This window comes from Mesorhizobium sp. M0618 (assembly GCF_040320765.1).
Taxonomy (GTDB): Bacteria; Pseudomonadota; Alphaproteobacteria; order Rhizobiales; family Rhizobiaceae; genus Mesorhizobium.
Genome location: NZ_JAMYQH010000001.1, coordinates 295449 through 318299 on the forward strand (window position 1 = coordinate 295449; position 22851 = coordinate 318299).

At 63.2% G+C, this 22851-nt stretch carries 23 protein-coding genes; 13 read left to right on the top strand and 10 right to left on the bottom strand.

The annotated features are described in order from the left end of the window. Positions 1 to 64: 64 nt before the first annotated feature. Both NKJ04_RS01460 and NKJ04_RS01465 read left to right on the top strand, forming a co-directional pair. Positions 65 to 241 (top strand): hypothetical protein, encoded by a 177-nt coding sequence (locus NKJ04_RS01460; RefSeq protein ID WP_352673017.1) that lies wholly within the window; start codon positions 65 to 67, stop codon positions 239 to 241. Further along, positions 238 to 1677, top strand: coding sequence for a GMC oxidoreductase (locus tag NKJ04_RS01465; RefSeq protein ID WP_352673018.1), 1440 nt, complete (start codon positions 238 to 240; stop codon positions 1675 to 1677). The genes NKJ04_RS01460 and NKJ04_RS01465 overlap by 4 nt, the downstream gene beginning before the upstream one ends. Before the next feature lie 22 nt (positions 1678 to 1699). Here NKJ04_RS01465 and phhA read toward each other — a convergent pair whose 3' ends face one another. After that, the gene (gene phhA / locus NKJ04_RS01470) at positions 1700 to 2536 is read right to left on the bottom strand and encodes a phenylalanine 4-monooxygenase (protein WP_128304180.1); all 837 of its coding nucleotides are present in this window, start codon (positions 2534 to 2536) and stop codon (positions 1700 to 1702) included. Positions 2537 to 2674: 138 nt separating this feature from the next. Here phhA and NKJ04_RS01475 point away from each other — a divergent pair, with 138 nt between their 5' ends. The 3 genes from NKJ04_RS01475 (at position 2675) to NKJ04_RS01485 (ending at position 5461) form a co-directional block, all read left to right on the top strand. Continuing rightward, entirely contained in the window at positions 2675 to 3151 is a 477-nt protein-coding gene (locus NKJ04_RS01475; RefSeq protein ID WP_023810775.1) for an Lrp/AsnC family transcriptional regulator, read from the top strand. A 117-nt stretch (positions 3152 to 3268) separates the two neighbouring features. Continuing rightward, a complete protein-coding gene (bchE, locus tag NKJ04_RS01480) occupies positions 3269 to 4855 on the top strand; it encodes a magnesium-protoporphyrin IX monomethyl ester anaerobic oxidative cyclase (RefSeq protein WP_352673021.1) in 1587 nt (528 codons plus the stop codon). Between the two features lie 207 nt (positions 4856 to 5062). Then, positions 5063 to 5461 carry a RidA family protein gene (locus tag NKJ04_RS01485; RefSeq protein WP_352440605.1) on the top strand — a complete coding sequence of 133 codons (399 nt, stop codon included), beginning with the start codon at positions 5063 to 5065 and terminating at the stop codon, positions 5459 to 5461. Positions 5462 to 5498: 37 nt separating this feature from the next. Here the strand turns inward: NKJ04_RS01485 and argB are convergent, their stop codons facing one another. Both argB and NKJ04_RS01495 read right to left on the bottom strand, forming a co-directional pair. Then, positions 5499 to 6392, bottom strand: coding sequence for an acetylglutamate kinase (gene argB, locus NKJ04_RS01490; protein ID WP_013528489.1), 894 nt, complete (start codon positions 6390 to 6392; stop codon positions 5499 to 5501). A 159-nt stretch (positions 6393 to 6551) separates the two neighbouring features. Beyond that, a complete protein-coding gene (locus tag NKJ04_RS01495; RefSeq protein ID WP_352673024.1) occupies positions 6552 to 8051 on the bottom strand; it encodes an amidase in 1500 nt (499 codons plus the stop codon). Between the two features lie 151 nt (positions 8052 to 8202). On the opposite strand from NKJ04_RS01495, the gene NKJ04_RS01500 reads away from it, so the two are divergent. From NKJ04_RS01500 to msrB, 4 genes are all read left to right on the top strand, one after another. Further along, entirely contained in the window at positions 8203 to 8742 is a 540-nt protein-coding gene (locus NKJ04_RS01500; RefSeq protein ID WP_013528490.1) for a sigma-70 family RNA polymerase sigma factor, read from the top strand. Next, complete coding sequence (locus tag NKJ04_RS01505) at positions 8739 to 9467, top strand: anti-sigma factor (RefSeq protein WP_023810778.1); 729 nt, start codon at positions 8739 to 8741, stop codon at positions 9465 to 9467. The genes NKJ04_RS01500 and NKJ04_RS01505 overlap by 4 nt, the downstream gene beginning before the upstream one ends. Positions 9468 to 9690: 223 nt before the next feature. Next, the gene (locus NKJ04_RS01510; protein WP_352440603.1) at positions 9691 to 10248 is read left to right on the top strand and encodes a fasciclin domain-containing protein; all 558 of its coding nucleotides are present in this window, start codon (positions 9691 to 9693) and stop codon (positions 10246 to 10248) included. Between the two features lie 210 nt (positions 10249 to 10458). Then, positions 10459 to 10962 (top strand): peptide-methionine (R)-S-oxide reductase MsrB, encoded by a 504-nt coding sequence (msrB, locus tag NKJ04_RS01515; protein ID WP_352673028.1) that lies wholly within the window; start codon positions 10459 to 10461, stop codon positions 10960 to 10962. A 113-nt stretch (positions 10963 to 11075) separates the two neighbouring features. On the opposite strand, the gene NKJ04_RS01520 is transcribed toward msrB, so the two are convergent. Together NKJ04_RS01520 and NKJ04_RS01525 are read right to left on the bottom strand one after the other, a co-directional pair. Further along, entirely contained in the window at positions 11076 to 12671 is a 1596-nt protein-coding gene (locus NKJ04_RS01520; protein WP_023810781.1) for a DHA2 family efflux MFS transporter permease subunit, read from the bottom strand. Positions 12672 to 12693: 22 nt separating this feature from the next. Then, positions 12694 to 13893, bottom strand: coding sequence for an HlyD family secretion protein (locus NKJ04_RS01525; protein ID WP_352673032.1), 1200 nt, complete (start codon positions 13891 to 13893; stop codon positions 12694 to 12696). A 132-nt stretch (positions 13894 to 14025) separates the two neighbouring features. On the opposite strand from NKJ04_RS01525, the gene NKJ04_RS01530 reads away from it, so the two are divergent. Continuing rightward, complete coding sequence (locus NKJ04_RS01530) at positions 14026 to 14760, top strand: TetR/AcrR family transcriptional regulator (protein WP_352553170.1); 735 nt, start codon at positions 14026 to 14028, stop codon at positions 14758 to 14760. Positions 14761 to 14912: 152 nt separating this feature from the next. Here NKJ04_RS01530 and yihA read toward each other — a convergent pair whose 3' ends face one another. The 3 genes from yihA to NKJ04_RS01545 form a co-directional block, all read right to left on the bottom strand. Continuing rightward, complete coding sequence (yihA, locus tag NKJ04_RS01535; protein ID WP_352673035.1) at positions 14913 to 15572, bottom strand: ribosome biogenesis GTP-binding protein YihA/YsxC; 660 nt, start codon at positions 15570 to 15572, stop codon at positions 14913 to 14915. Next, positions 15569 to 16207 (bottom strand): CatB-related O-acetyltransferase, encoded by a 639-nt coding sequence (locus NKJ04_RS01540; protein ID WP_023810785.1) that lies wholly within the window; start codon positions 16205 to 16207, stop codon positions 15569 to 15571. Before NKJ04_RS01540 ends, yihA begins: the two co-directional genes overlap by 4 nt. Positions 16208 to 16331: 124 nt before the next feature. Beyond that, positions 16332 to 16646 carry a hypothetical protein gene (locus tag NKJ04_RS01545; protein WP_128304173.1) on the bottom strand — a complete coding sequence of 105 codons (315 nt, stop codon included), beginning with the start codon at positions 16644 to 16646 and terminating at the stop codon, positions 16332 to 16334. 176 nt (positions 16647 to 16822) lie between these two features. Here NKJ04_RS01545 and NKJ04_RS01550 point away from each other — a divergent pair, with 176 nt between their 5' ends. From NKJ04_RS01550 to NKJ04_RS01560, 3 genes are read left to right on the top strand one after another with little or no spacing between them, the layout of a single operon-like run. Then, entirely contained in the window at positions 16823 to 17287 is a 465-nt protein-coding gene (locus NKJ04_RS01550; protein ID WP_352628994.1) for a MarR family winged helix-turn-helix transcriptional regulator, read from the top strand. Further along, the gene (locus tag NKJ04_RS01555; protein ID WP_352673038.1) at positions 17280 to 18572 is read left to right on the top strand and encodes an HlyD family secretion protein; all 1293 of its coding nucleotides are present in this window, start codon (positions 17280 to 17282) and stop codon (positions 18570 to 18572) included. The genes NKJ04_RS01550 and NKJ04_RS01555 overlap by 8 nt, the downstream gene beginning before the upstream one ends. Further along, positions 18569 to 20110: a DHA2 family efflux MFS transporter permease subunit gene (locus NKJ04_RS01560; protein WP_352673041.1), complete on the top strand. Its 1542-nt coding sequence runs from the start codon at positions 18569 to 18571 to the stop codon at positions 20108 to 20110. Before NKJ04_RS01555 ends, NKJ04_RS01560 begins: the two co-directional genes overlap by 4 nt. Before the next feature lie 183 nt (positions 20111 to 20293). On the opposite strand, the gene NKJ04_RS01565 is transcribed toward NKJ04_RS01560, so the two are convergent. Further along, positions 20294 to 20854 (bottom strand): fasciclin domain-containing protein, encoded by a 561-nt coding sequence (locus NKJ04_RS01565; RefSeq protein ID WP_352440596.1) that lies wholly within the window; start codon positions 20852 to 20854, stop codon positions 20294 to 20296. A 176-nt stretch (positions 20855 to 21030) separates the two neighbouring features. Continuing rightward, positions 21031 to 22842 carry a membrane protein insertase YidC gene (yidC, locus tag NKJ04_RS01570; protein ID WP_352440595.1) on the bottom strand — a complete coding sequence of 604 codons (1812 nt, stop codon included), beginning with the start codon at positions 22840 to 22842 and terminating at the stop codon, positions 21031 to 21033. Positions 22843 to 22851 lie beyond the last annotated feature (9 nt).

Below are 22851 nucleotides of genomic sequence, written 5' to 3' on the forward strand. Positions count from 1 at the left end.
TCGTTCCGGGAATTGCCGTTCTGGGAACGCCATGCAGTGCCGAAGCCCAGCCGAGAGACCAGCCATGAGTTTCATCATCAAAAGAATGTCACGCCGCGCGCTCATGCAGGCGTTGATCGCATTGCCTGCCCTGTCTTTGTTCCGCAGGCTGCCTGATGCCGATGCCGCCGATCCAGAGCCTGACCCGAACGAGATCGTCGAGGTCAATGGCTGGATCCTGAAGCGGAGCGACCTGGCATGATCTTCGACAGCTACCAGGCGTATCGCGCCGCGAACTTCACCCCGAAGGTCTGCATCCTCGGCTCCGGCCCGGCCGGTACCACCATTGCCCGCAAGCTGGGCGCCGCCGGCATTCCGGTGGTGGTGATGGAAGCCGGTCCGCGCGAATTCAGCGACGACTCGCAGGATTTCTACCGGGGCAGCACGGTCGGGGATTTCTATTTCGATCTCGACATAACCCGGCTGCGGTTCATGGGGGGCAGTTCCAACCACTGGGCAGGCTGGTGCCGCGTGCTCGACAAGCAGGATTTCGAGCCGAAGGCCTGGGTACCCGACACGGGCTGGCCGATCCGCCACACCGACATCGAACCCTATCTGCCGGAAGTGCGCGACATTCTCGACCTTCCTGCCCTCCGGCCCGATATGCCGATCTCGGACGACATTCGCTGGGTGCAGCTGATCAAGAGCCCGGCCGTGCGCTTCGCCGAGAAATTCGGCGATGAACTCGACAAGGCCACGAACATCGCGGTGGTGCTCAACACTTGTGCCACCGAACTTGCCGGCGACGGCAGACGCGTGACTGGCGCCAGACTGTGGTCGAACGGGCAGGATGCCGGCTCCTTCAGCGCCGACTATTTCATCGTCTGCACCGGCGGGCTGGAGAATTCGCGGCTGCTTCTGTGGTCCAACCAGCGCTCGAACGGCGGCGTCGTGCCGAATGCGACGGCGCTTGGCCGCTACTGGATGGAGCATCCGACCTTCGAGGGCGGCAATGCCATCCTGACCGACTACAACGCGTTCGAGGTCGATGCCGTCAACGAGGCCTTCTTCTCGCCGACACTTGCCGCCATGGAGCGGCTGCAGATCATGAATTTTGGCATCCGGCTGATCGAGACGCCGTATCCCGGCGTCAAGAGCCTTATCGCCGACCTCGCCTGCACGGCGCCCGACATGGCCGAGTGGATGTCCTCCAAGCTCAACCAGAGGCTGCGTTGCGCCGCCCAGCTCTACGTCGCCTGGGAACAGGCGCCGCTGGCATCCAACCAGATCGAGTTATCGAAGACCGATGTCGACCACGCCGGCGTGCCGCGCATCGAGCTACACTGGAAGAAATCGGAAATGGAGCGCCGCACACTGCTCGAAGGGCTCAGATTGTTCGGCAAGACACTGATCGAGAAGAATCTCGGCCGCGTGCGCATTGCCGATTGGATCAGCAACGGCCAGGACTATCCCACCAACGACGAGACGGCGGGCCATCATCACATGGGCGGCACGCGCATGGGCACCGACGTCACCAAAAGTGTTGTCGACGCCAACTGCAAGATGCACGGCATGGACAATCTCTATGTCGGCGGCTCCTCGGTGTTCTGCACGTCAGGTCAATGCAACCCGACGACGACAATCACCGCGCTGGCCTGCCGGCTCGGCGACCATCTGAGCAAGGTGGTCACCGCCTGACGGCTGCAGGGCAACGTGCTGCCTAGAGCATCGCCGGGTCAAGCGCCGGCTGGTCCTTGCGCCGGGCGACGATCGCCTCGAAATCGGCGGTCTGGAAGGCATCGCGCAAGGCGTCGAAGGACGGCAGCACGAAATAGGCGCGCTGGAACTTGTCGATCTCGTAGCCGGTGCGCATCACCGTTTCCAGGTCGAAGGGCACGTGGTGGGCGTCCTTGCCTTCGACCGCGAACTGCAGCTCGGTAAACGACGACATCAGGCCGGCGCCAAAGGCCTTTAGCGGCTGGCCGGCCTCCTGCATCAGGCCATATTCGGCCGTGTACCAGTAGAGCCGGGAAATCATCTCGTCGCCACCCAGCGCGATGATGTCGCCGGCCTTCTCGCCATACATCTGCATGAAATCGGCGAACACCGGTTGCGACAGCGCCGGCACGTGGCCGAAGAAATCATGGAACATGTCGGGCTCGACAATGTAGTCGAGCTCCTGCCTGGTCCGCAGCCAGTTGGTGACCGGGAAGCGGCGATCGGCGAGATGATCGAAAAACGGGGCCGCGGGAATGAGCCCCGGCACCGCGACGATCTGCCAACCGGTCAGTTTGCGCAGCTTGGCGCTGACCTCGTCGAAATCGGGAATACGGTCGAGCAGGCCGAGTTTTTCGACGCCGTCGAGATAGGAATGGTGGGCGAGCTTGCGCGTCAACTTGGTCTGGCGGTCGCACAGCGTGCGCCACACCGCCTGCTCTTCTTCGCTGTAATCGTAACCCTGCGACACGGTGAAATCGGCACGGCAGACCGAATAGTCGCCGCGCAATCCTTGCGCCGCGCAGTCGCGGGCGTATTCGGCAACGCTCATCGTCGTCATGGTTTTCTCCTCGCAAATCATGAATGGCAGACGTGCCGAAAGGCTACCCGGATTTGCCGAGGGAAATCGGTTTTGATGATGGCTCGAACGGAATATTCGAGATAATATCCACTCACAAAACCCTCTCTCGGAGTGAAAATGCCTCAGTTCGACGATTTCGAGATCAAGATGCTCGATGTCCTGCAGCGCGACGGGCGCAAGCCGGTTTCCGAACTGGCGCAAGAGATCGGCCTGTCGACGACGCCGTGCGCGCGGCGTTTCGAGGCGCTGCAGGATGCCGGCATCATCAAGGGTTTTGCCGCGGTGATCAGCCGCCGCGCGGTCGGCCTGATGGTCGAGGTGTTCATCCAGGTGCGCCTGGTGAGCCACAGCGACGGCTCGCCCGAAAGCTTCATCGCCGCCGTGCAGCGCATGGACGAGGTGTCGTCGTGCTGGACGATGACTGGCGACCATGATTTCCTGCTGCATGTCATGGTGCCGTCGGTCGACGAGCTCAACGCCTTCGTCATGCATCGGCTGATGCGGCTCGACGGCGTGCGCGACGTCCACACCCAGCTCGTGCTGCAGAACATCAAGGGACCCGGCCACGTGCCGCTCGCCCACCTCCGGCGGTGACAATGCCTGCCTTCGCACTCCCTTGGGGAAAAACTGCACGCAAACTGCTGAAACGGGCCAAGCGCGTGTCCACATCGCCGGCCAGCTTGCGCGGACCAAATGCCCAAGAGGTCCGCCATGAAAATCGTCCTGATCAATCCGCCGCACACCGCCATCGGCAGCCGCGTGCCCGACGATCATTTGCCGCCGCTCGGCCTGCTGGCGATCGGCGGGCCGCTGATCGATGCCGGGCACGAAGTACGGCTCGTCGACGCCGAGTTCGGGCCGATGCCGCTCGATGACGTCGTGCGCAACGCACTGGAGGACCACCCCGACTTCGTCCTGATCGGCCATTCCGGCTCGACCTCGGCGCATCCGACCGCCTTGCTGATCGCTGAGCAGATCAAGCAGCGGGAGCCGGCGACCATCATCATCTATGGCGGCGTTTTCCCCACCTATCATTGGCGCGACATCCTGTCCGCAACGGATACATTCGACTTCATCGTGCGCGGCGAGGGCGAAGCGACCGTCGTGGCGCTGGTCGAGGCGCTGGAAAAGCGCCAGCCACCGGCGAGCGTGGCCGGCATCGCCTATCGCGACGATCTCAGCCGTCCCGTCGCCACGCAACCGGCCATGACCATTGCCGACCTCGACGCCTACCGCGTCGGCTGGGAGCTGATTGAGCACTCGCGGTACAGTTACTGGGGCGGCAAGCGGGCCGTGGTCATGCAGTTTTCGCGCGGCTGTCCGCATCTGTGCAACTATTGCGGCCAGCGCGGCTTCTGGACCCGATGGCGGCATCGCGACCCAGTGAAGTTCGCCAAGGAGATCGCCTGGCTGCACCGCGAGCACGGCGTCGAGCTGATCAATCTCGCCGACGAGAATCCGACGGTCTCGAAGAAGGCCTGGCGCGTCTTCCTCGACGCCCTTATCGCCGAGAACGTGCCGGTGCTGATCGTCGGTTCGACCCGCGCCGACGACATCGTGCGCGATGCCGACATCCTGCATCTCTATCGTAAGGCCGGTGTCATCCGCTGGCTGCTCGGCATGGAAAACACCGACGAGCAGACGCTTCAATTGATCCGCAAGGGCGGCAGCACCTCATCCGACCGCGAGGCGATACGGCTGCTGCGCCTGCATGGCATCCTGTCGATGGCGACCTGGGTGGCCGGCTTCGAGGATGAGGGGTTTCGCGACCTGTGGCGCGGCTTTCGCCAGCTCATCGCCTACGACCCCGACCAGATCCAGGCGCTTTATGTGACGCCGCATCGCTGGACGCCGTTCTTCCGCATTGCGCGGGATCGCAAGGTGATCCAGCAGGACGCGCGCCTGTGGGACTACAAGCACCAGGTGCTGCAGATGACGCGTCTGAAACCCTGGATGCTGTTCTTCAGCGTCAAACTGATCGAGCTCGCAGTGCAATCGCGGCCCAAGGCGCTGGCGCGCATCCTGTTCCACAGGGATCCCGAGCAGCGGCATTCGATGCGCTGGTACACGCAGATGGGCCGCCGCGTCTGGTTCCGCGAGGTCTGGGGTTTTCTGGTCCGCGACGTCAGGGTGAAAGACGGCCCGACGCTGGCTGAATTCTGGGGCGCGCCGCAGGACGCCGAGGAGGAGTCAATGACCGTTCGACGCCCAGCGCGCAAGCTGACTCTGCCTGGGACCGCGATTCGTCGAATGCCTGACCGCGCAAATGAGCTTGGCCCGCAGCCGATACTATCCTGAAAATAACATACGCTGCGTATGCATATTGACATACGTCGCGTATGCACCCACATCGCGCATGCGGGGCGTATGTCAAAAATCACCCCGGATTGGTGGAGCGCAGCGATCCAAAACCCCGAAGCCTTGCGAACGGCTCTCGCCCTCTCGGCGACGCCACGTCGCGATCGTCGGGAGGTCGGACCTGCCTTGTCTAGATGGAGTGAAACTATGACCAAACGCGACGCGATCTTCCCTGCTGGCCGGCAGGCTCTCTACGAGATCAACCGCTATTCGGCGGCGATCCGCTCGGGCGACCTTCTGTTCGTCTCCGGCCAGGTCGGCAGCCGCGAGGACGGATCGCCCGAGCCGGTCTTCGAAAAGCAGGTCCAGCTGGCCTTCGACAATCTCGCGGCGGTGCTGAAGGCCGCCGGCGGCACGTTCGACGACATCGTCGACGTGACCACGTTCCACACCGATCCGGCCGCGCAATGGGAGGCGATCGATGCCGTTCGAAAGAAGGTATTCGGTGAGCCGCCTTACACGAACTGGACCGCGGTTGGCGTGAACTGGCTGGCGGGATTCGATTTCGAGATAAAGGTCATCGCGCGCCTTCCCCAATCTGCCTGAACGACCGGCGGCGGACGATCAGCAGATCGGCCGCCGCTCAGGGGACGATCAACGTGCCGGCGCCGTGTTCGGTGAACAGTTCCAGCAGCACCGCATGCGGCGTCTTGCCGTTGAGGATGACGACGCCTTCGACACCGCGTTCGATCGCTTCGATGCAGGTCTCGACCTTGGGGATCATGCCGCCCGAGACCGTGCCGTCCTTGATCAGCGCCTTGGCCTCGGCCACGGTCAGTTCGTCGATCAGCTTCTTGTTCTTGTCGAGCACACCCGGCACGTCGGTGAGGAACAGCAGGCGCGTCGCCTGGCAGGCGCCGGCAATGGCGCCGGCGAAGGTGTCGGCATTGATGTTGTAGGTGTGGCCGTCGCGTCCTGGCGCCACCGGCGCCAGCACCGGGATCATCTCGGAGCGTGCCAGAAGATCGAGCAAGGTGCGGTCGACCTCGACCGGCTCGCCGACGAAGCCGAGATCGAGCACGCGCTCGATGTTGGAGTCCGGGTCGATCATGGTCTTGCGGGCCTTTTCGGCGAACACCATGTTGCCGTCCTTGCCGCACAGGCCGATCGCCCATTCGCCCTCGGCGTTGATCAGTGCGACGATCTCCTTGTTGATCGAACCGGCCAGCACCATTTCGACGATCTCGACCGTCTTCTGGTCGGTGACGCGCAGGCCGCCCTCGAACTTCGATTCAATGCCCATCTTGGCCAGCATGGCGCCGATCTGCGGGCCGCCGCCATGGACGACGATCGGGTTGACGCCGGACTGCTTGAGCAGCGCGATGTCGCGCGCGAAGGCCTTGCCAAGCTCGATGTCGCCCATGGCATGGCCGCCATATTTCACCACGACCGTCTTGTGCTCGTAGCGCTGCATGTAGGGCAGCGCCCGCGACAACAGGGCTGCCTGCATTTCGGCGGTGGCGGTTATTTCCGTCATCGGCTTGGTTCCCGGCTTTTTATTTTAAGCATGTCGTTGTCGCAAAACCGCTGGACCCTTTTGGGCGACATGCATCAGGTAAGGACGGCGGCGTCTTAGCGGGAATTGGCGTCGCCCGCAAATGGCTTTGCAGTCATATTCGAGCGCTTCACGACCTCGTCATTGTGGCGGCACCATCAGCGGCGCCCTGCGGTCCAGCCAACCCGAGATCTTCTCCATCTGCGCGGCGAGCGACAAAAGCGTCTCCTCGCCGCCCGGACGGCCGGCCGCCTGGACGCCGAGCGGCAGGCCGGCGTCAGTCACATGGACCGGCAGCGCGATCGACGGCTGGCCGCTGACATTCTGGATCGCCGGCCAAGGGGTGAACCAGAGGCTCTTGTCCATCAGCTGCCCGAAGAACGGCTTCAGCTTCAGCAAAGGCGTCAGATGAAGCTTGTCGAGCAGGTTCTCGATGAGTTCGTCGGCGCCTTTCGGATCCATGGCGCCGCAGGCGAGCGGCGGGTGGGCAATGACCGGCATCAGCACGGCGTCGTACTGCACGGTCTCCGAAATCAGGCGTCGCGAGGCGGCATGCAGCCGCTGCAGGTCGGCATAGGTCTCGCCGGCCGACACCAGTTCGCCGAAGCGGGCGAGCACGCGCGTCGCCCGCTCGATGTCGCCGGTAACGGAGCGCCCGACACGCAGCGCTTCGGCGCGCATCGTGCCGGCAACGGCGGAGGCAACCGTCCTGCAGAAATCGGCGAAGAAATCGCGGCCGATAAAGGGCAGGTCGATCTCTTCGACCGTGTGGCCGCCCTCGCGGGCAAGCGCCACCGCCTTGTCGAGCGCCTTGAGCGTCTCGTCCGAGATCGGCAGGCCAAGCGGCGATTTGCGGTACACGGCCAGGCTGAGCTTGCCGGGATCGCGCGCGGCGGCAGCCGCGAACGTGCCTTTCGGCGGCGGCGCGGCATAGGGCGACAGAGGATCGGGGCCGTGGGTGAGGTCGAGCAGCAGCGCGCAATCGCGCACCGAACGGGTGAGCGCATGATCGACGACCATGCCGTACCAGCTTTCGCTCACCAGCGGCGTCAGCGGTGTGCGGCCGCGCGACGTTTTCAGGCCGACAAGCCCGGTGCAGGCGGCAGGCACGCGAATCGAGCCGCCGCCATCGGAGGCATGCGCCACCGGCACGACGCCGGCTGCGACCAAGGCTGCCGAACCGCCCGAAGAGCCGCCGCTGGTATGGCCGGTGTTCCACGGATTGCGGGTGATGCCAAAGGCCCTGGATTCGGTCATCAATCGAAGCCCGTGCTCCGGCGATGCCGAGGTGACGATCGGGATAAGCCCGGCAGCGAGATAGCGGTCGGTCAGCACCGAATTGACATCGGCCAGCCATGCCGGAATGCGGCTGCCGCCATGCGTCGGCACGCCCTTGATGGCGATGCCTAGATCCTTGATGGCGAAGGGAACACCGGCCAGCGGCAGCGAGCGGTCGATGGTCTTGGCGCGGGCCCGGGCGGCATCGTAGAGCGGTTCGGCCGTGGCATTGATGTCGGGACGGGTGGCCTCAGCGCGGGCAATCGCGGTGTCGGTCAGCTCGACGGCCGAAACGTCGCCCTTGCGGACCAGATTGGCGAGGCCCGTGGCATCTTCTTCCCAAAGGATCCGTTCGACCGACATGCGCGCTCCCCATCATTGAGGGCAAGCTAGCCAGTGGCGATTCCATTGGCAATCGGTGGACGGATCCGGGCTGGCGACACACAAAAGCTTAGGCGTGCACAAGATTATTTCCGCCGTTGCAAATACATCGTAATCGCCTAACTTGCCTGCAATGACGCCGCAGGACATCACCAAGCTGATCGTTCGGACTTCGATGAAGGATCGGGCCGCGTTCGATCTGCTTTACCGGCAGACCAGCGCGAAACTTTTTGGCGTCTGCCTTCGTGTCTTGAACGACCGGGGAGACGCGGAAGAAGCGCTGCAGGAAGTCTTCGTCAAGATATGGACGAAGGCGGATCGTTTTGCGGTCTCCGATCTAAGCCCGATCTCCTGGCTGGTGGCAATCGCGCGCAACCATGCGATCGATCGCATACGAGCGCGGCGCAAGCCTGCCGCCGACATCGATGCCGCGCTCGACGTGGCCGATCCGGCGCCGGGGCCTGAAGCGATGGCGGTGGCGGGAGACGAATCCGAACGTATCCACCATTGTCTCGATGAGTTGGAGAAGGACCGGGCAGCCGCCGTACGGGGGGCCTATCTCAAGGGCGAGAGCTATGCCGAACTGGCGGAGCGCCATGGCGTGCCGCTGAACACGATGCGGACATGGCTGCGCCGCAGCCTGTTGAAACTCAGAGAATGTCTGGAAAGATGACGCTGGCAGAAGACACAGGACCGGAACGTGGAGGCGACGACCTGCTCGCCGCCGAATACGTTCTCGGCGTGCTCGATGCCGACGAACGCCAGATCGTCTCCCGCCGCATCGATGCGGATACGGTTTTCGCTCGTCTTGTCGAGAGTTGGGAGGTCAGTCTCTCACCGCTTGCCGCCGCCTATCGGGAAGTCGAGCCGTCGGTTTCGGTGAAGACCGCTGTCGACCGCCGCCTGTTCGCCAACGCTGCCGCCGTGACCACGCCCGCCGAATCGCGCGGCGGCCTGTGGTCCAGCCTGGCCTTCTGGCGCGGCCTTGCCGCGGCCGCGGCTGCGGCACTGGCGATTTACATCGCCGTGCCAGTCCTCAACCCCCCGGTCGAGCAGCCGCAGGCGCGCCTCGTCGCTTCGCTGGCCGCCGAAGGCAGCGACGTCAGATATCTCGCCGTCTATGATGCCGCGCATCACGAAATCGGCCTGTCGCATGTCTCCGGTGAGCGTGCTTCCGGCAAGGACTTCGAGCTGTGGATGATCGAGGGCAAGAACCCGCCGGTGTCGATGGGCGTCATTCCGGCCGGTGCTACGGCACATATTGTCGTCTCGCCGGCGGCCCAGCAGAAGCTTGCCCAAGGCGCGGTGCTTGCCGTCAGCCTCGAGCCGTCAGGCGGTTCGCCGACCGGACAGCCGACCGGACCGGTAGTCGCCGCCGGCGACCTGAAGAGCATCTGACCGGCTCCGCGCGCTTGAAAAATCACAAAAGACTATCATAAGTCTATCCCTCACTGAACATGCCCATAGACAGCATGTCGGCCGCGACCGATTACTTGGGAAATCCGCCGGGCGCGTTAGATAAAATAAAAAATCACGATATTTCTGAAACTCGGGCGATTTTGTCCCGTATCTCCTCGCGTCCCCAAAAATGGGAAGAGAAAAACCCGAGGAGTTCGACATCATGCGTAGATACGTCACCCTTTTGCTCGCCGGTACGATCGCCGTTTCGGCCCTTGCCACCGCCGCCTATGCTGAAAACCCGATGGTTGGCGGCGCCGCGATGTTTGCCGACAAGAACATCGTCGAGAACGCCGTGAACTCGAAGGACCACACCACGCTGGTCGCCGCCGTGAAGGCCGCCGGCCTTGTCGAGACGCTACAGGGCGCCGGTCCGTTCACTGTGTTCGCTCCGACCAACGAGGCCTTCGCAGCCCTTCCGGCCGGGACGGTCGAGACGCTGCTCAAGCCTGAAAACAAGGACAAGCTCACCAAGATCCTCACCTGCCATGTCATCGGTGCCAAGGCGATGGGGGCGGACGTGGCCTCGATGGCCAAGGCTGACGGCGGCACCCACAAGGTCAAGACGGCCGGCGGCTGCGAGCTGTCGCTCAAGGCTGACGGCGGCAAGGTCACCGTCACAGACGAGAACGGCAATGTCGCCAATGTGACGATCGCCGATGTCGAACAGTCCAATGGCGTCATCCACGTCATCGACAAGGTTCTTTTGCCGAAGATGTAACAAGGGGCTTGCTGCCGGCGAACTGGCAGCAAGGGCCCTCCGTCGATTGCACGATCCCGCTCTGTGATCCGCAATTGACCCGCGCACTCCGCGCCTCCCACATTCGGATGTGGGCGGGCGCGGAGTGTTCGTTCGAGGGGCTTCCGTCACCGGCTTTTGATTTCCGCGCGACGGTATAGTTTGGCAAAAGGACATCAGGAGGAACTGGTCATGAACCGTCGCGACTTTCTTTTGAGCGGTGCCGCCGCCATCGGCGTCGTCGGGATCGCGGCAACGATGCTGCGCATGGGCGATCCGCAGGCAGCACAGGCCGCCGAAAAATTCGAAGTCACCAAGACCGACGCCGAGTGGAAAGCCATCCTGTCGCCTGCCGCCTTCAACGTGCTGCGCAAGGAAGGCACGGAGTATCCCGGCACCAGCCCGCTGCTCAACGAACACCGCAAGGGCATCTTCGCCTGTGCCGGCTGCGCCCTGCCGCTCTATTCGTCGGAGACGAAATTCGATTCCGGCACCGGCTGGCCGAGCTTCTGGCAAGAGATCCCCAAGGCTATCGGCACGACCGTGGACCGCTCGCTCGGCATGACGCGCACCGAGGCGCATTGCCGCCGCTGCGGCGGCCATCTCGGCCACGTCTTCGACGACGGTCCGGCGCCGACCGGCCTGCGCCACTGCATCAACGGCGTCGCGCTGACCTTCAAGCCCGCCACAGCCTGACAAATTCCAACTGGATATGAAAAACTCCGGGCTTGCGGGCCCGGAGTTTTTTGCGCGGTCAGAGCTTTTTCAGGCGTGGACTGGAGGAGCTTCCCGAAACAGCTGCCCACGTATCAGTGGCCGCCGCCGCCACCTCCGCCCGCCGCGGCCGGCTTGCGGATCAGCATGGTGAACATGCCAAGCGTCGCAAACAGCACCGTCAGCATGAAGAACACATCCATGAAGGACAGCAGCGCCGCCTGCTGCTGGACCATGCCAGACAGCTTGGAGATCGCGGCACTTGTCGCGTCGAGGCCGGGGGTTTGCTCGAAATTGAGCGTCATGTTCTGCAGCTTGGTCTGCGCGGCTTCACTGCCCCATTGCACATGTTCGGAGAGCCTTGCGTAGTGGAAGGCATTGCGGTCGATCAGCACGGTATTGATCAGGGCGAGGCCAACCGCACCGCCAAGGTTGCGGGTGAGGTTGAACAGGCCTGAAGCGTTCTTCAGCCGCTCGGGCGGCAAGGTGCCGAGCGCGATGTTGTTGATCGGCACCATGCACAGCATCATCGAACAGCCGCGCAGGATTTGCGGGATGAGCAGCTCATAGAAATCCCAGTCGGCGGTCAGATGCGTCATCCACCAGGTGCCGGTGGCGAAGCCGAAGAAGCCGATCATCATCATCAGCCGCGGGTCCATCTTATTCGACAGGATGCCCGAGATCGGCGCGGTGAAGAACATGGCCAGGCCGCTGACGAACAGCGCCTCGCCGATCATCATCGAATCGTAGCCACGGATGCGCCCGAGATACACCGGGTAGAGATAGGTCAGGCCGTAAAGGCCGATGCCTATGACGAAGGAGAACAGCGAGCCGAAGGCGAAGTTGATGTTGGTGAAGGCCTTCAGGTCGACGATCGGCTCCTCGGCGGTGAACGCCCGCCAGAAGAACAGCACCGCGCCGATGGTCATGACAATGGCGCAGATGAAGACGCCCTGATCCTGCATCCAGTCATTGTTGGGACCCTCCTCGAGCACATATTCCATGCAGCCCAGGAGAGCCGCCATGCCGGCGAGGCCCCACCAGTCGAACTTGCTGAACAGCTTGAGGTTGGGTTTGTCGAAGTCGATCAGCGTCCAGGCCGCCGCTGTGACCAGGATGCCGGGCACGACATTGACCAGGAACAGCCAGTGCCAGGACATGGCATGGCTGATGTAGCCGCCGACAGTCGGGCCGATGGTCGGCGCCAACGTCGCCACCAGGCCGATCATCGGCGAGACGAAGGCGCGGCGCGAGGGCGGGAAGATGGTGAAGGCAGCGGCGAAGACGCTCGGGATCATGCCGCCGCCGATGAATCCCTGGACGGCGCGGTAGACGATCATCTGGTCGATGTTGGTGGCGGTCGCCGCCAGCGCACTGGCCGCGGTGAAACCCGCCGCCGAGATCGTGAACAGCACGCGCGTCGACAGCATCCGGCTGAGGAAGCCTGACAGCGGGATCATCACCACTTCGGCGATCAGATAGGCGGTCTGCACCCACGGGATTTCGTCGGAGCTGGCGCTCAGGCCGGCCTGGATTTCCGACAGCGAGGCGGAGACAATCTGGATGTCGAGGATGGCCATGAACATGCCGAACACCATCGCCAGGAAGGCGATGACGCGCCGCGTCGAAATGGTGTCAGGCACAGCCGGCCTCGCCGGCGGCGCTCCTGCTGTCAGGGTTGCGGTTGCCATGGCATTGCTCCCCGGCGGCCGCTCAGTTCGACGCTGCCGCTGATGCCGAACCAGATGGGGCGGTACGGCTGTCGACGGCGACGACGACGCTCAGGCCGGCGCGCAGCTTGCCGCTCTTCAGCGCATCGGCGGGCACATCGATGCGGACCGGAACGCGCTGCACGACCTTGGTGAAGTTGCCGGTGGCGTTTTCGGGCGGCAGCAGCGAGAACACGGCACCCGAAGCCGGCGCCAGCGACGAGACGGTCCCCTCGAAGTCCTGGCCGTCGGTCGCATCGACCGAGATCTTGACCTTCTCGCCGGGCACCAGCCGGGCAAGCTGCGTCTCCTTGAAGTTGGCGACGATGTAGAGCTTGTCCATCGGCACGATGACGGCGAGCTTCTGGCCGGGGCTGACAAGGTCGCCCTGTTCGACCGAGCGGTTGCCGACGATGCCGTCATAAGGCGCCTTGAGCACGGTGAAGGAAAGATCGCGCAGCGCCTTGTCATGGCTGAGCTGCAGGGACGCCAGCGTGCTCGCCGATTCCGCGCGTTGCGCCTGCAGCACGCCGATATTGGCCTGCGCGGCGGCGATCTGTGCGTCGGCGCCGACAAGGGCGGCATCGGCTTGCTGGACCGCCGTCTGGGCGTCGTCCAGCTGCGCCTGCGTGCCGACATGGGTCTTGAGCAGTTGCGAGGCGCGCGCCGCGACCTTGGCCGCATTGTCGGCGGCGGCCTGATCGGCGACCTTCTGCGCCTGGGCCTGCTGCAGCGAGGCGCGGGCTGCTTCGGTCTGGGCGTCGATGCGGTCGAGCGTTTTGCTCAAGGTGGCGATCTGCGCCTCGGCCTGGGCGACGGCAATCTTATAGTCGCCGTCATCGACGACGAGCAGCGGATCGCCGGCCTTGACCAACTGGTTCTCGCTGACCTTGACCTGATCGACATAGCCGGAAATCTTGGGCGAGATGAACGCCATGTCCGCCTGGACATAGGCGTCGTCCGTCGAGATCATGAAGCGGCCCGTTGTCCAGTAATCGTAACCGTACCAGGCGCCGGCGCCGAGCAAGGCAACGCCGATGATCGGCAGCAGAAATGAACGAACCGAGCGCTTCTTCTTGACCGGAGCCTCTGCCGGCGGCGACGAGACGGGCTGGACAGGCATATCCGGCGCTTCCGTAGCCGGCGCAACCTTGGCGTTGGGGAAGGGACGGACTTCGGCTGTGGTCGGCGCGTTCGAGGACATGACATCTCTCTAAAGTTATAATATGATACTGAACCGTTCGGTTCGATCCGGCCGTTGACATAGCGCGTAAAGAGGACCATATCAAGGGCAATCGAACCGCTTGGTTCGAATTATTTTCGAGGTGTGACTTTCATGGCCGAGACCCCGCCCAATGTCGAAAACGAGTCGTGCGACGACCTGTTGGAAAGCTTGCGCCGTGGCCGCCCGGCCGCGGGGCAGGATCCGGTCAAGCGCAGCCAGATCATCGACGGCGCCCGTCGTGTCTTCATCGACAAGGGCTTCGAAGCCGCCTCGATGAACGACATCACCCGCGAGGCCGGTGTCTCCAAGGGTACGATCTACGTCTACTTCGCCAACAAGGAGGAGTTGTTCGAAGCGCTGATCGAGGAAGAGCGCGGCACCATCTTCAAGAACATGTATGACGTGCTGGACAATGCCGACAACCTGCGCGAGACGCTGGTGAAGTTCGGCAAGGTGCTGGCCCTCAAGATCACGTCGGCCAAGGTCATCCAGGCACAGCGCACGGTGATCGGGGCATCCGACCGGATACCCGACATGGGCGCGCGTTTTTACGAGCGCGGTCCCAAGCGTGGCCACGACAAGGTCGCGGCCTTTCTCAATGCCGCCATCGAGCGCGACCTGCTGCGCATCGACGATGTCGATCTTGCCGCCTATCAGTTCACCGAACTGTGCCTTGCCGGTCTGTTCCGCCAGTGCATCTTCGCCTACCGCACGAAAGCCCCGACCCCGGACGAGATCGATCACATCGTCAGGTCAGGCGTCAGCATGTTCCTCAGGGCATACGGCACCGAAAGGCTTGTGGCGGAAGAAGGCCATCAGACGATTGCTATCGAGGCCAAGCCTTAACCCAGTTCTAAGGTGTGTTGAGATTCAGGTCAGGCCGAGCCGAAAACGGTGGCTTTCGAGAACCGGAGCGGAGCGGACATTCGGGTCCGTGAGCACCGGAAGCGCAGAAAGCCGTCGTTTGCAGGCCGGCATCACCTGAATATCGACATAGCTTAGCCGCCATTGGCGGCAAGCACGATGGCCGCCTGCAATTCCTGAAGGCCCTCGCCTTTTTCCGAAGACGTCGCCAGCACGAACGGGAACGCCGCCGGCCGCTTCTTGATCTTTGCCAGCGTCTCCTCGATCAGCCTCGGCACGCCGGCAGTCTTGATCTTGTCGGTCTTGGTCAGGACGATCTGGTAGGACACCGCCGCCTTGTCGAGCAGCGACAGCACTTCATCGTCCTTGGCCTTGATGCCATGACGGGCGTCGATCATCACATAGACGCGCTTCAGCGTGACGCGGCCCTTGAGATAGTCGAAGACCAGCTTGGTCCACTCGTCGACTTTCTCCTTCGGCGCGGTGGCGTAGCCGTAGCCGGGCATGTCGACCAGCGCCAAGGGCGGCAGGTCGGCGCCCTCACCCGAAAATCCATCTGGCACGAAATAGTTGAGCTCCTGGGTGCGCCCCGGCGTGTTGGAAGTGCGCGCCAGCCCCTTCTGGTTGACCAGCGCGTTGATCAGCGACGACTTGCCGACATTCGAGCGGCCGGCAAAGGCGATTTCCGGCGGCCCTTCCGGCGGCAAGAATTTCATGGCCGGCACGCCGCGGATGAAGATCCATCCTCGCGTGAACAGTTCGGTGCCGATTATGCTGCTGTTCAGAGCGTTCAAGCTGCTGCCTCCAGAAGAGAAATATTGGCACCCCGGATAGCATCGAGGTTGCGGCTGACCTTGTCCACCGGCCAGTCCCACCACGCCACCGCCAGCAGCCGCCTGATTGTCCGGTCGTCGAAACGCATCTTTACCACCTTGGCCGCGTTGCCGGCGACGATCGCATAGGGCGGCACGTCGTGCGTCACCACCGATTTCGCGGCAACGATGGCGCCGTGGCCGATTTCCACCCCGGGCAAGATCACCGCCTCCATGCCGATCCAGACGTCGCTGCCGACAATGGTGTCGCCGCGCACTTCCCTGGACCAGGTCGCCGGGTCAAAACCCTTTTCCCAGCCATGGCCGAAAATATTGAACGGATAGGTCGAAAAGCCGGACATAGCGTGGTTGGCGCCGTTCATGATGAAGCGCGCGCCCTCGGCGATGGCGCAGAACCTGCCGATGATCAGCTTGTCGCCAATGAACGGATAATGGTGCAGGACGCATTTTTCGGCGAATTTGTCCGGACCGTCGGGGTCGTCATAATAGGTGAAGTCGCCGACCTCGATGTTCGGCGCGTTCACCAGCCCCTTGAGGAAGCCGACGCGGGTATGCATCGGGATCGGGTGCTTGATGTCTGGGTTGGGTCCGTCCATGTCGAAATCCGTCAGAGAAATGGCCGCCAGGCGCATCCGAAACTCGAATGCGCCCGTTCAAAATAGCGTGATCCGCCCTATAGCACCAATCGGGCGACGAGCGAGCTTTCCTTGACGGTCTTGCTCATTTGCTGCCGCGGCAGATCACGATCGGATCGGACAGCGCGCTGTCGAAACCGCTGCCCTGATAGACGGTGACGTTCGCCGCGCCGGGCGGCAGCATGAAGCTGCCTTCGACGATTTTCTGGTCTCCGGTCGGCATGTGGAGAGCCCAGCTATAGGTGCAAAACTGAGGCGGCGCCTGGGGTTCGACGTGGCTGCAGTTCAATTGCGCGCCACCCAGCATGGCGGCGCCACCGCAGCTGACGGCGTCCTTTGCGAACGCAATGCCCGGCCATCCCGCGATGGCCGATACGGTCAAGATCTTCAGCCAATTCATCGTCTCATCCCTGCGCGGCAACAGCCTACTACCGGAGCCTTTTTGTGGCGTCGCAGCCCATGCGTCATTTTTTCCAGGCGGGCTAGTCCGTCTTACGCACCGCGTCCAGCGGGATTATGTGCATGATGATAATAAGCATGCTCACTAAAAGTTGCGCCGAAACTCCAGTACCTCCCATGCCATCGTCACCCAACATCAGCTTCGTGCTGCACGATGTCGCGCGCCTGCTTCGAAAGCGGTTCGAGCAGAGGTCGCGGGCATCGGGGCTGACCCGCGCCCAGTGGCAGGTGCTGGCCTATCTCTGCCTGCATGAAGGCATCCACCAGAGCAAACTGGCCGATCTTATCGAGATCACGCCGATCACGCTCGCCCGGCTGCTCGACAGGATGGAGGCACGCAGCTTCATCGAGCGCCGGCCCAATCCCGCCGACCGCCTGGCATGGCTGCTTTACCTGAAGCCGCAAGCCCATCCGCTTATCGAAATCATGCGCAGCAATGGGCAGAAGACGCGTGACGAGGCCTTCGTCGGCCTTTCCGCGGATGCGCAACTGCATCTGCTGCAAACCCTATCCCTCATCAAATCCAATCTGCTCGCGGCTTGCGCCCAGCCTGCCGCCGACCGGGAGAAAACACATGGCTGAATCAACCTCACCAAAGAAGCCTGTCGAAGAAGATGGATCCGCCGCCGACCGGGCGCGCGATCAGGTCATCCGACTGGACAGCGAACGCGAGCAAAGGCGAGCCGGCACCCTCATCGACAATGACGAGCTCGAAGCACCGGTCGCCCTGGAGCCGGCGGCGCTCGAGGCTCCGTCCAAGGAGCCACGCCAGGCCGGGGTTGCGGTGGCGCCTCCGGCGACGGTCAAGCCCAGGCGCAGCCTGACGCGGCCGATCCTGTTTGCCCTGCTTCCGGTCGCCCTGGTCGTCGGCGGCTACTACTACGTCATCGGCGGCCAGGTCATGACAACGGACAATGCCTACATCCAGGCGCAATCGCTCGGCGTGTCCACCGATGTCTCCGGCACCGTGCTCGAGATCGATGTGCACGAGAACGAGGCGGTGAAGAAGGACCAGGTGCTTTTCCGGCTGCGGCCGGCCTCTTTCGAAACCGCTCTTGCCGCCGCCCAGGCGCAGCTCGGCACGGTGCGCAACCAGGTGCTGACCCTGCAGGCGAGTTACCTGCAGTCGCAGGCGCTGATCGAGCAGGCGCAGGCCGACATCCCCTACTACGAGGCCGCTTTCCAGCGCCAGCAGGATCTGCTCAAGACCTCCACCTCCTCGAAGGCGACCTTCGACAGCGCCCAACACGACCTCGTCGCCGCCCGCCAGAAAGTGTCCGTTGCCCAAGCGCAGGCACAGGCGAGGCTTGCCCAGCTTGGCGGCGACGCCAGCCAGCCGGTGGAGAAGAATCCGTTCTACCTTCAGGCGCAATCGGCGGTCGACGACGCCCAGCGCAACCTTGCCGATTCCATCGTCAAGGCGCCGTTCGACGGCATCGTCACCAATGTTGACGCGCTTCAGGTCGGCAAGTACCTGCCGGCTTCGCAGCCGGCCTTCAGCCTGATTTCGGCGACCGATCTGTGGATCGGGGCGGAGCCGAAGGAAACCGAACTGACCTATGTGCGGCCGGGACAGACGGCGACGATCAGCGTCGACAGCTACCCGGGTGCCGTCTGGCACGGTACGGTCGCCTCGATCAGCCCGGCGTCGTCGTCGAGCTTCTCCTTGCTTCCGGCGCAGAACACCACGGGCAACTGGGTCAAGGTCGTACAACGCATTCCGATGCGCGTGACGTTGGACGATCTCCAGGGCAAGCCGCCGTTGCGTGGCGGGATGAGCGTCGTGGTCGGCATCGATACCGGCCATGCGCGCGGCCTGCCGGACTTCGTGACGGACCTCCTCGGCAGGTTCGGACAAAAGTCATGACCGGCGCGTCCGCGACAGGTGGCGTGGTCGCCAATCGCGGCGCCATCACCGCCTGCGTGATCCTCGCCGTCATCATGCAGGCGCTGGACACGACCATCGCCAATGTGGCGCTGCCCTATATCCAGGGCAGCGTTTCGGCGAGCGCCGACCAGATAAACTGGGTGCTGACGTCCTACATCGTCGCGGCGGCCGTCATGACGCCGCCTTCGGGCTATCTTGCCAATCGTTTCGGCCGCAAGCGCATCCTTTTGATATCCATCACCGGCTTCGTCGTCGCATCGGTGCTGTGCGGGTTCGCGCAGTCGCTGCCGCAGATCGTCGGCTTCCGCCTGCTGCAAGGCCTGTTCGGCGCGGCCCTGGTGCCGCTGGCGCAGAGCATCCTGCTCGACATCTACAGCGTCGAGGAGCGCGGCTCGGCGATGGCGCTGTTCGGCGTTTCGGTGATGGTCGGGCCGGTGCTCGGACCGGTCATCGGCGGCTGGCTCACCGAGAATGTCAGCTGGCGCTGGGTGTTCTACATCAACGTCCCGATCGGCGCCCTGGCTTTCGCCGGCGTGTCGATGTTCGTCCAGGAAACCAAGACGGACCTCAAGGCGAGGCTGGACTGGCTGGGCTTCGGCATGCTCAGCGTCACCATCGCATCGCTGCAGATGTTCCTCGATCGCGGCGAGCAGCTCAACTGGTTCTCGTCGTCCGAAATCATCGTCGAGGCACTGATCTGCGCGTCGGCTTTCTACATCTTCCTCGTCCACACTTTCACCGCCCGCAACAGCTTCGTGAATCCGAGGCTTTTCCTCGACCGCAACTTCGCCGTTGGCATGGTCTTCATCTTCATCATCGGCATCACCTATCTGGCCTCGCTGGCCCTGATGACGCCCTATCTGCAGACGCTGATGGGCTATCCGGTGGTGACGGCCGGCATCGTCATGGGGCCGCGCGGTCTCGGCACCATGGCTTGCATGTTCCTGGTCGGCAGGCTGATCGGCAAGGTGGACACGCGCTGGCTGCTGCTGACCGGCCTGCTGGTCACCGCCTGGGCGATGTACGACATGACCGGCTGGACCCCTGATGTGTCGCAATGGACGATCATCAGCACCGGCTTCGTCCAGGGCGCTGGCCTGGGCTTCCTTTTCGTACCGCTGACCACCATCACCTTCGCCACGCTGGCGCCGGAGCGGCGCGCGGAAGGCACAGGCCTTTACAATCTGTCGCGGAACATCGGCTCCAGCGTCGGCATATCGGTGGTCACCGCGCTGTTGACGGAGAACGTGCAGATCAACCACGCCAGCATCGCCACCTATGTGACGCCCTACAACCAGGCGTTCGGCAATCCGGCGATCTTCCAGGCGATGGACCCCTACAGCGCCGCCGGGCGTGCCGCGCTCGACGGCGTGGTGACGCTGCAGGCGACCATCATCAGCTACATGAACGACTTCAAGCTGATGATGATCCTGTCGCTTGCCGCCATTCCGCTGGTTTTGTTGCTGCGCAAGCCGGCGACTCCGGCCAAGATCGACCACAGCGCCGTGATGGAGTGACGGTCGAAGCTCATCCGGCAGGACAAGCAACAGCCGAAAAGAAACCGGGGTCCTGTGAGGGACTACAGGACCCCGGCCGATGCCGATACGACTTCCCAAGAAACATGGCACCTCGTCATGAGGTGGGACGGCAGGCCGAGAAAGCCCCAACGGACCTGCCTTGATCCCCTTTGCCGAAAGCCGTTACTTCGGCAACAGCACCTTGTTGACGACATGGATGACGCCGTTCGACTGGTTGACGTCGGCGATCGTCACTCGCGCCTCGCCGCCTGACTCATCCATGATGTAGAGCTTGCCCTTCTTGACTTCGGCGGTCAGCGTGTCACCGGAGACGGTTTTCATCTCGTACTTGCCGCCCATCGCCTTGGCCTTCTTCATCATTTCGGCGCCCGAAATCTTGCCGGCCACGACATGCGCGGTCAGCACCTTGGTGAGCTTGTCCTTGTTCTCCGGCTTCAGCAGCGTGTCGACGGTGCCCTTGGGCAATTTCGCAAACGCTGCATTGGTCGGGGCAAAGACTGTGAACGGGCCAGCGCCCTGCAGCGTGTCGACCAGGCCGGCGGCCTTGACCGCGGCGACCAGCGTCGTGTGATCCTTCGAATTGACGGCGTTCTCGACGATGTTCTTGGTGGTGTACATCGGCGCGCCGCCGACATTCGGGTTTTTGGCATAGGCGGGCGCGGCAATCGCCACGCCGGCGATGAGCGCGGAAAAGGCGATGGTCCTGAATGACGGCAAGCGCATGTGGTCTTCCTCCGGGTGAGGGCTGATCGGAATTGATAGCCTTTGGAAACGCACAGGCAGTCACGCCCCCGGCGAGGCGCAAGTTTCGCCGATCACGGGAACGTGATCCCGGAGTTGCTTAAACGGAAAAAGCCCCGCGCGAGCGGGGCTTTGAGGCTGGAGAAAGCGCTGCGCTTCTATTCGGCCGGCGATGGTTTCTTTCGGAACAGCGCGACCAGATTGTCCCACAGCTCGATCTTGGCGCCCTGGCGCTTCATGATGATGCCCTGCTGGAGGATCGACAGCGTGTTGTTCCAGGCCCAGTAGATGACCAGGCCGGCCGGGAAACCCGCCATCATGAAGGTGAAGATGACAGGCATCCAGGTGAAGATCGCCGCCTGCGTCGGGTCCGGCGGCGTCGGGTTCATGCGCATCTGCAGGAACATGGTGACGCCCATGATCAGCGGCCAGACGCCGATCATCAGCATGTGCGGCAGGGTGACCGGGATCAGGCCGAACAGGTTGAACAGCGACGTCGGGTCGGGTGCGGCCAGATCCTGGATCCAGCCGAAGAACGGCGCGTGCCGCATCTCGATGGTGATGTAGAGCACCTTGTAGAGCGAGAAGAAGACCGGGATCTGCAGCGCCACCGGCCAGCAGCCGGCAAGCGGGTTGATCTTCTCGGTCTTGTACAGCTCCATCATCGCCTGCTGCTGCTTCATCTTATCGTCCGCGTATTTCTCGCGGATCTCGAGCATTTTCGGCTGCACCTTCTTCATGTTCGCCATCGACGCGTAGGACTTGTTGGCGAGCGGATAGAAGATGGCCTTGACGATGACGGTGGTGGCGAGGATGGCCAGGCCGAAATTGCCGAAGAATTTGTAGAGCGTGTCGATCAGCCAGAACATCGGCTTGGTGATGAAGTGGAACCAGCCCCAGTCGATCAGGAGATCGAACCGCTTGATATGACGGTCTTCCGCATAGGCGTTGATCTTGCCGACTTCCTTGGCGCCGGCGAAGATTTCGCTCTCCACCGTCGCCGACTGGCCGGCATCGACGGTGATCGGGTCGGTGAGGAAGTCGGACTGGTAGCGATGGCGGCCGTCCTCGAAATAGGCGTAGCGCGGCTGGAACGGCTGCTTCTCCGTCGGCACCAGCGTCACCGCCCAGTATTTGTCGGTGATGCCGAGCCACCCGTCGGTCGACTTGCCCGGCGTGAACTGCTTGTCCTTCTCGATGGACGCGTATTTGTGCTCCTGCAGGCCTTCGGTGCCGGTGAAGCCGATCAGGCCCTCATGCAGCACATAGGTGCTGGCAACGAGCGGCTTGTCGAAGCGGGTGACGCGGCCGTAATTGGACAGCGAGACAGCGGCCGTGCCCGCATTCTGCACCGTATCGGACACCGTGAACATGTAGTTGGTGTCGACGGAAAAGGTGCGCTTGAAGGTCAGGCCCTTGTCGTTCGAATAGGTCAGCGTGACCGGGGTCGTCGGCGTCAGCGTCGCATTGCCGTCGACGGCCCACACAGTCTCGGGACCAGGCACCGCGCCGGTCTTGTCGTTGCCGACGAAGCCGATCTCGGCATAGTAGCCATTGGGCAGTGCCGCCGGGTTGAGCAGGCTGATCTCGGGCGAGTTCTTGTCGACCGTCTCAGTGTAGTGCTTGAGCTTGAGGTCGTCGAGACGGGCGCCGGTCAGGTTGATTGAACCCTCGAGGCTCGGCGTGTCGATCCTGGCGCGGGTGGTCGTGGCGAGTGCCTGTTCGCGGCCGGCCGGCGTGACGGCGTCTGTTCCCGGTGCGTTGGGAATGGCGCCAGGGGCGACGGGCGTTCCGGTGTCGGTACCGGGATTTGTGCCGGCGGCCTTCTTCTGCTCCTCGACGCGCTGCTGTTCGACGCGGGCTGCCTCGCGCTGCGCTTCGCTGCGCGGCAACACGTAAAAATATTGCCATACCGCCAGGATCAGCACCGACAGCGCGATGGTGATGAAGAAGTTCCGGTTGTTTTCCATCGAAAGCCC

Bases quoted from the DNA above. Each gene is read 5' to 3' on its own strand.
- NKJ04_RS01500 (WP_013528490.1), top strand. From the start codon at position 8,203: ATGACGCCGCAGGACATCACCAAGCTGATCGTTCGGACTTCGATGAAG.
- NKJ04_RS01530 (WP_352553170.1), top strand. From the start codon at position 14,026: ATGGCCGAGACCCCGCCCAATGTCGAAAACGAGTCGTGCGACGACCTG.
- NKJ04_RS01465 (WP_352673018.1), top strand. From the start codon at position 238: ATGATCTTCGACAGCTACCAGGCGTATCGCGCCGCGAACTTCACCCCG.
- NKJ04_RS01505 (WP_023810778.1), top strand. From the start codon at position 8,739: ATGACGCTGGCAGAAGACACAGGACCGGAACGTGGAGGCGACGACCTG.
- argB (WP_013528489.1), bottom strand. From the start codon at position 6,392: ATGACGGAAATAACCGCCACCGCCGAAATGCAGGCAGCCCTGTTGTCG.
- yidC (WP_352440595.1), bottom strand. From the start codon at position 22,842: ATGGAAAACAACCGGAACTTCTTCATCACCATCGCGCTGTCGGTGCTG.
- NKJ04_RS01475 (WP_023810775.1), top strand. From the start codon at position 2,675: ATGCCTCAGTTCGACGATTTCGAGATCAAGATGCTCGATGTCCTGCAG.
- phhA (WP_128304180.1), bottom strand. From the start codon at position 2,536: ATGACGACGATGAGCGTTGCCGAATACGCCCGCGACTGCGCGGCGCAA.
- NKJ04_RS01550 (WP_352628994.1), top strand. From the start codon at position 16,823: ATGCCATCGTCACCCAACATCAGCTTCGTGCTGCACGATGTCGCGCGC.
- NKJ04_RS01495 (WP_352673024.1), bottom strand. From the start codon at position 8,051: ATGTCGGTCGAACGGATCCTTTGGGAAGAAGATGCCACGGGCCTCGCC.
- NKJ04_RS01485 (WP_352440605.1), top strand. From the start codon at position 5,063: ATGACCAAACGCGACGCGATCTTCCCTGCTGGCCGGCAGGCTCTCTAC.
- NKJ04_RS01555 (WP_352673038.1), top strand. From the start codon at position 17,280: ATGGCTGAATCAACCTCACCAAAGAAGCCTGTCGAAGAAGATGGATCC.
- msrB (WP_352673028.1), top strand. From the start codon at position 10,459: ATGAACCGTCGCGACTTTCTTTTGAGCGGTGCCGCCGCCATCGGCGTC.
- NKJ04_RS01460 (WP_352673017.1), top strand. From the start codon at position 65: ATGAGTTTCATCATCAAAAGAATGTCACGCCGCGCGCTCATGCAGGCG.
- NKJ04_RS01540 (WP_023810785.1), bottom strand. From the start codon at position 16,207: ATGGACGGACCCAACCCAGACATCAAGCACCCGATCCCGATGCATACC.
- NKJ04_RS01545 (WP_128304173.1), bottom strand. From the start codon at position 16,646: ATGAATTGGCTGAAGATCTTGACCGTATCGGCCATCGCGGGATGGCCG.
- NKJ04_RS01510 (WP_352440603.1), top strand. From the start codon at position 9,691: ATGCGTAGATACGTCACCCTTTTGCTCGCCGGTACGATCGCCGTTTCG.
- NKJ04_RS01525 (WP_352673032.1), bottom strand. From the start codon at position 13,893: ATGTCCTCGAACGCGCCGACCACAGCCGAAGTCCGTCCCTTCCCCAAC.
- bchE (WP_352673021.1), top strand. From the start codon at position 3,269: ATGAAAATCGTCCTGATCAATCCGCCGCACACCGCCATCGGCAGCCGC.
- NKJ04_RS01520 (WP_023810781.1), bottom strand. From the start codon at position 12,671: ATGGCAACCGCAACCCTGACAGCAGGAGCGCCGCCGGCGAGGCCGGCT.
- NKJ04_RS01565 (WP_352440596.1), bottom strand. From the start codon at position 20,854: ATGCGCTTGCCGTCATTCAGGACCATCGCCTTTTCCGCGCTCATCGCC.
- NKJ04_RS01560 (WP_352673041.1), top strand. From the start codon at position 18,569: ATGACCGGCGCGTCCGCGACAGGTGGCGTGGTCGCCAATCGCGGCGCC.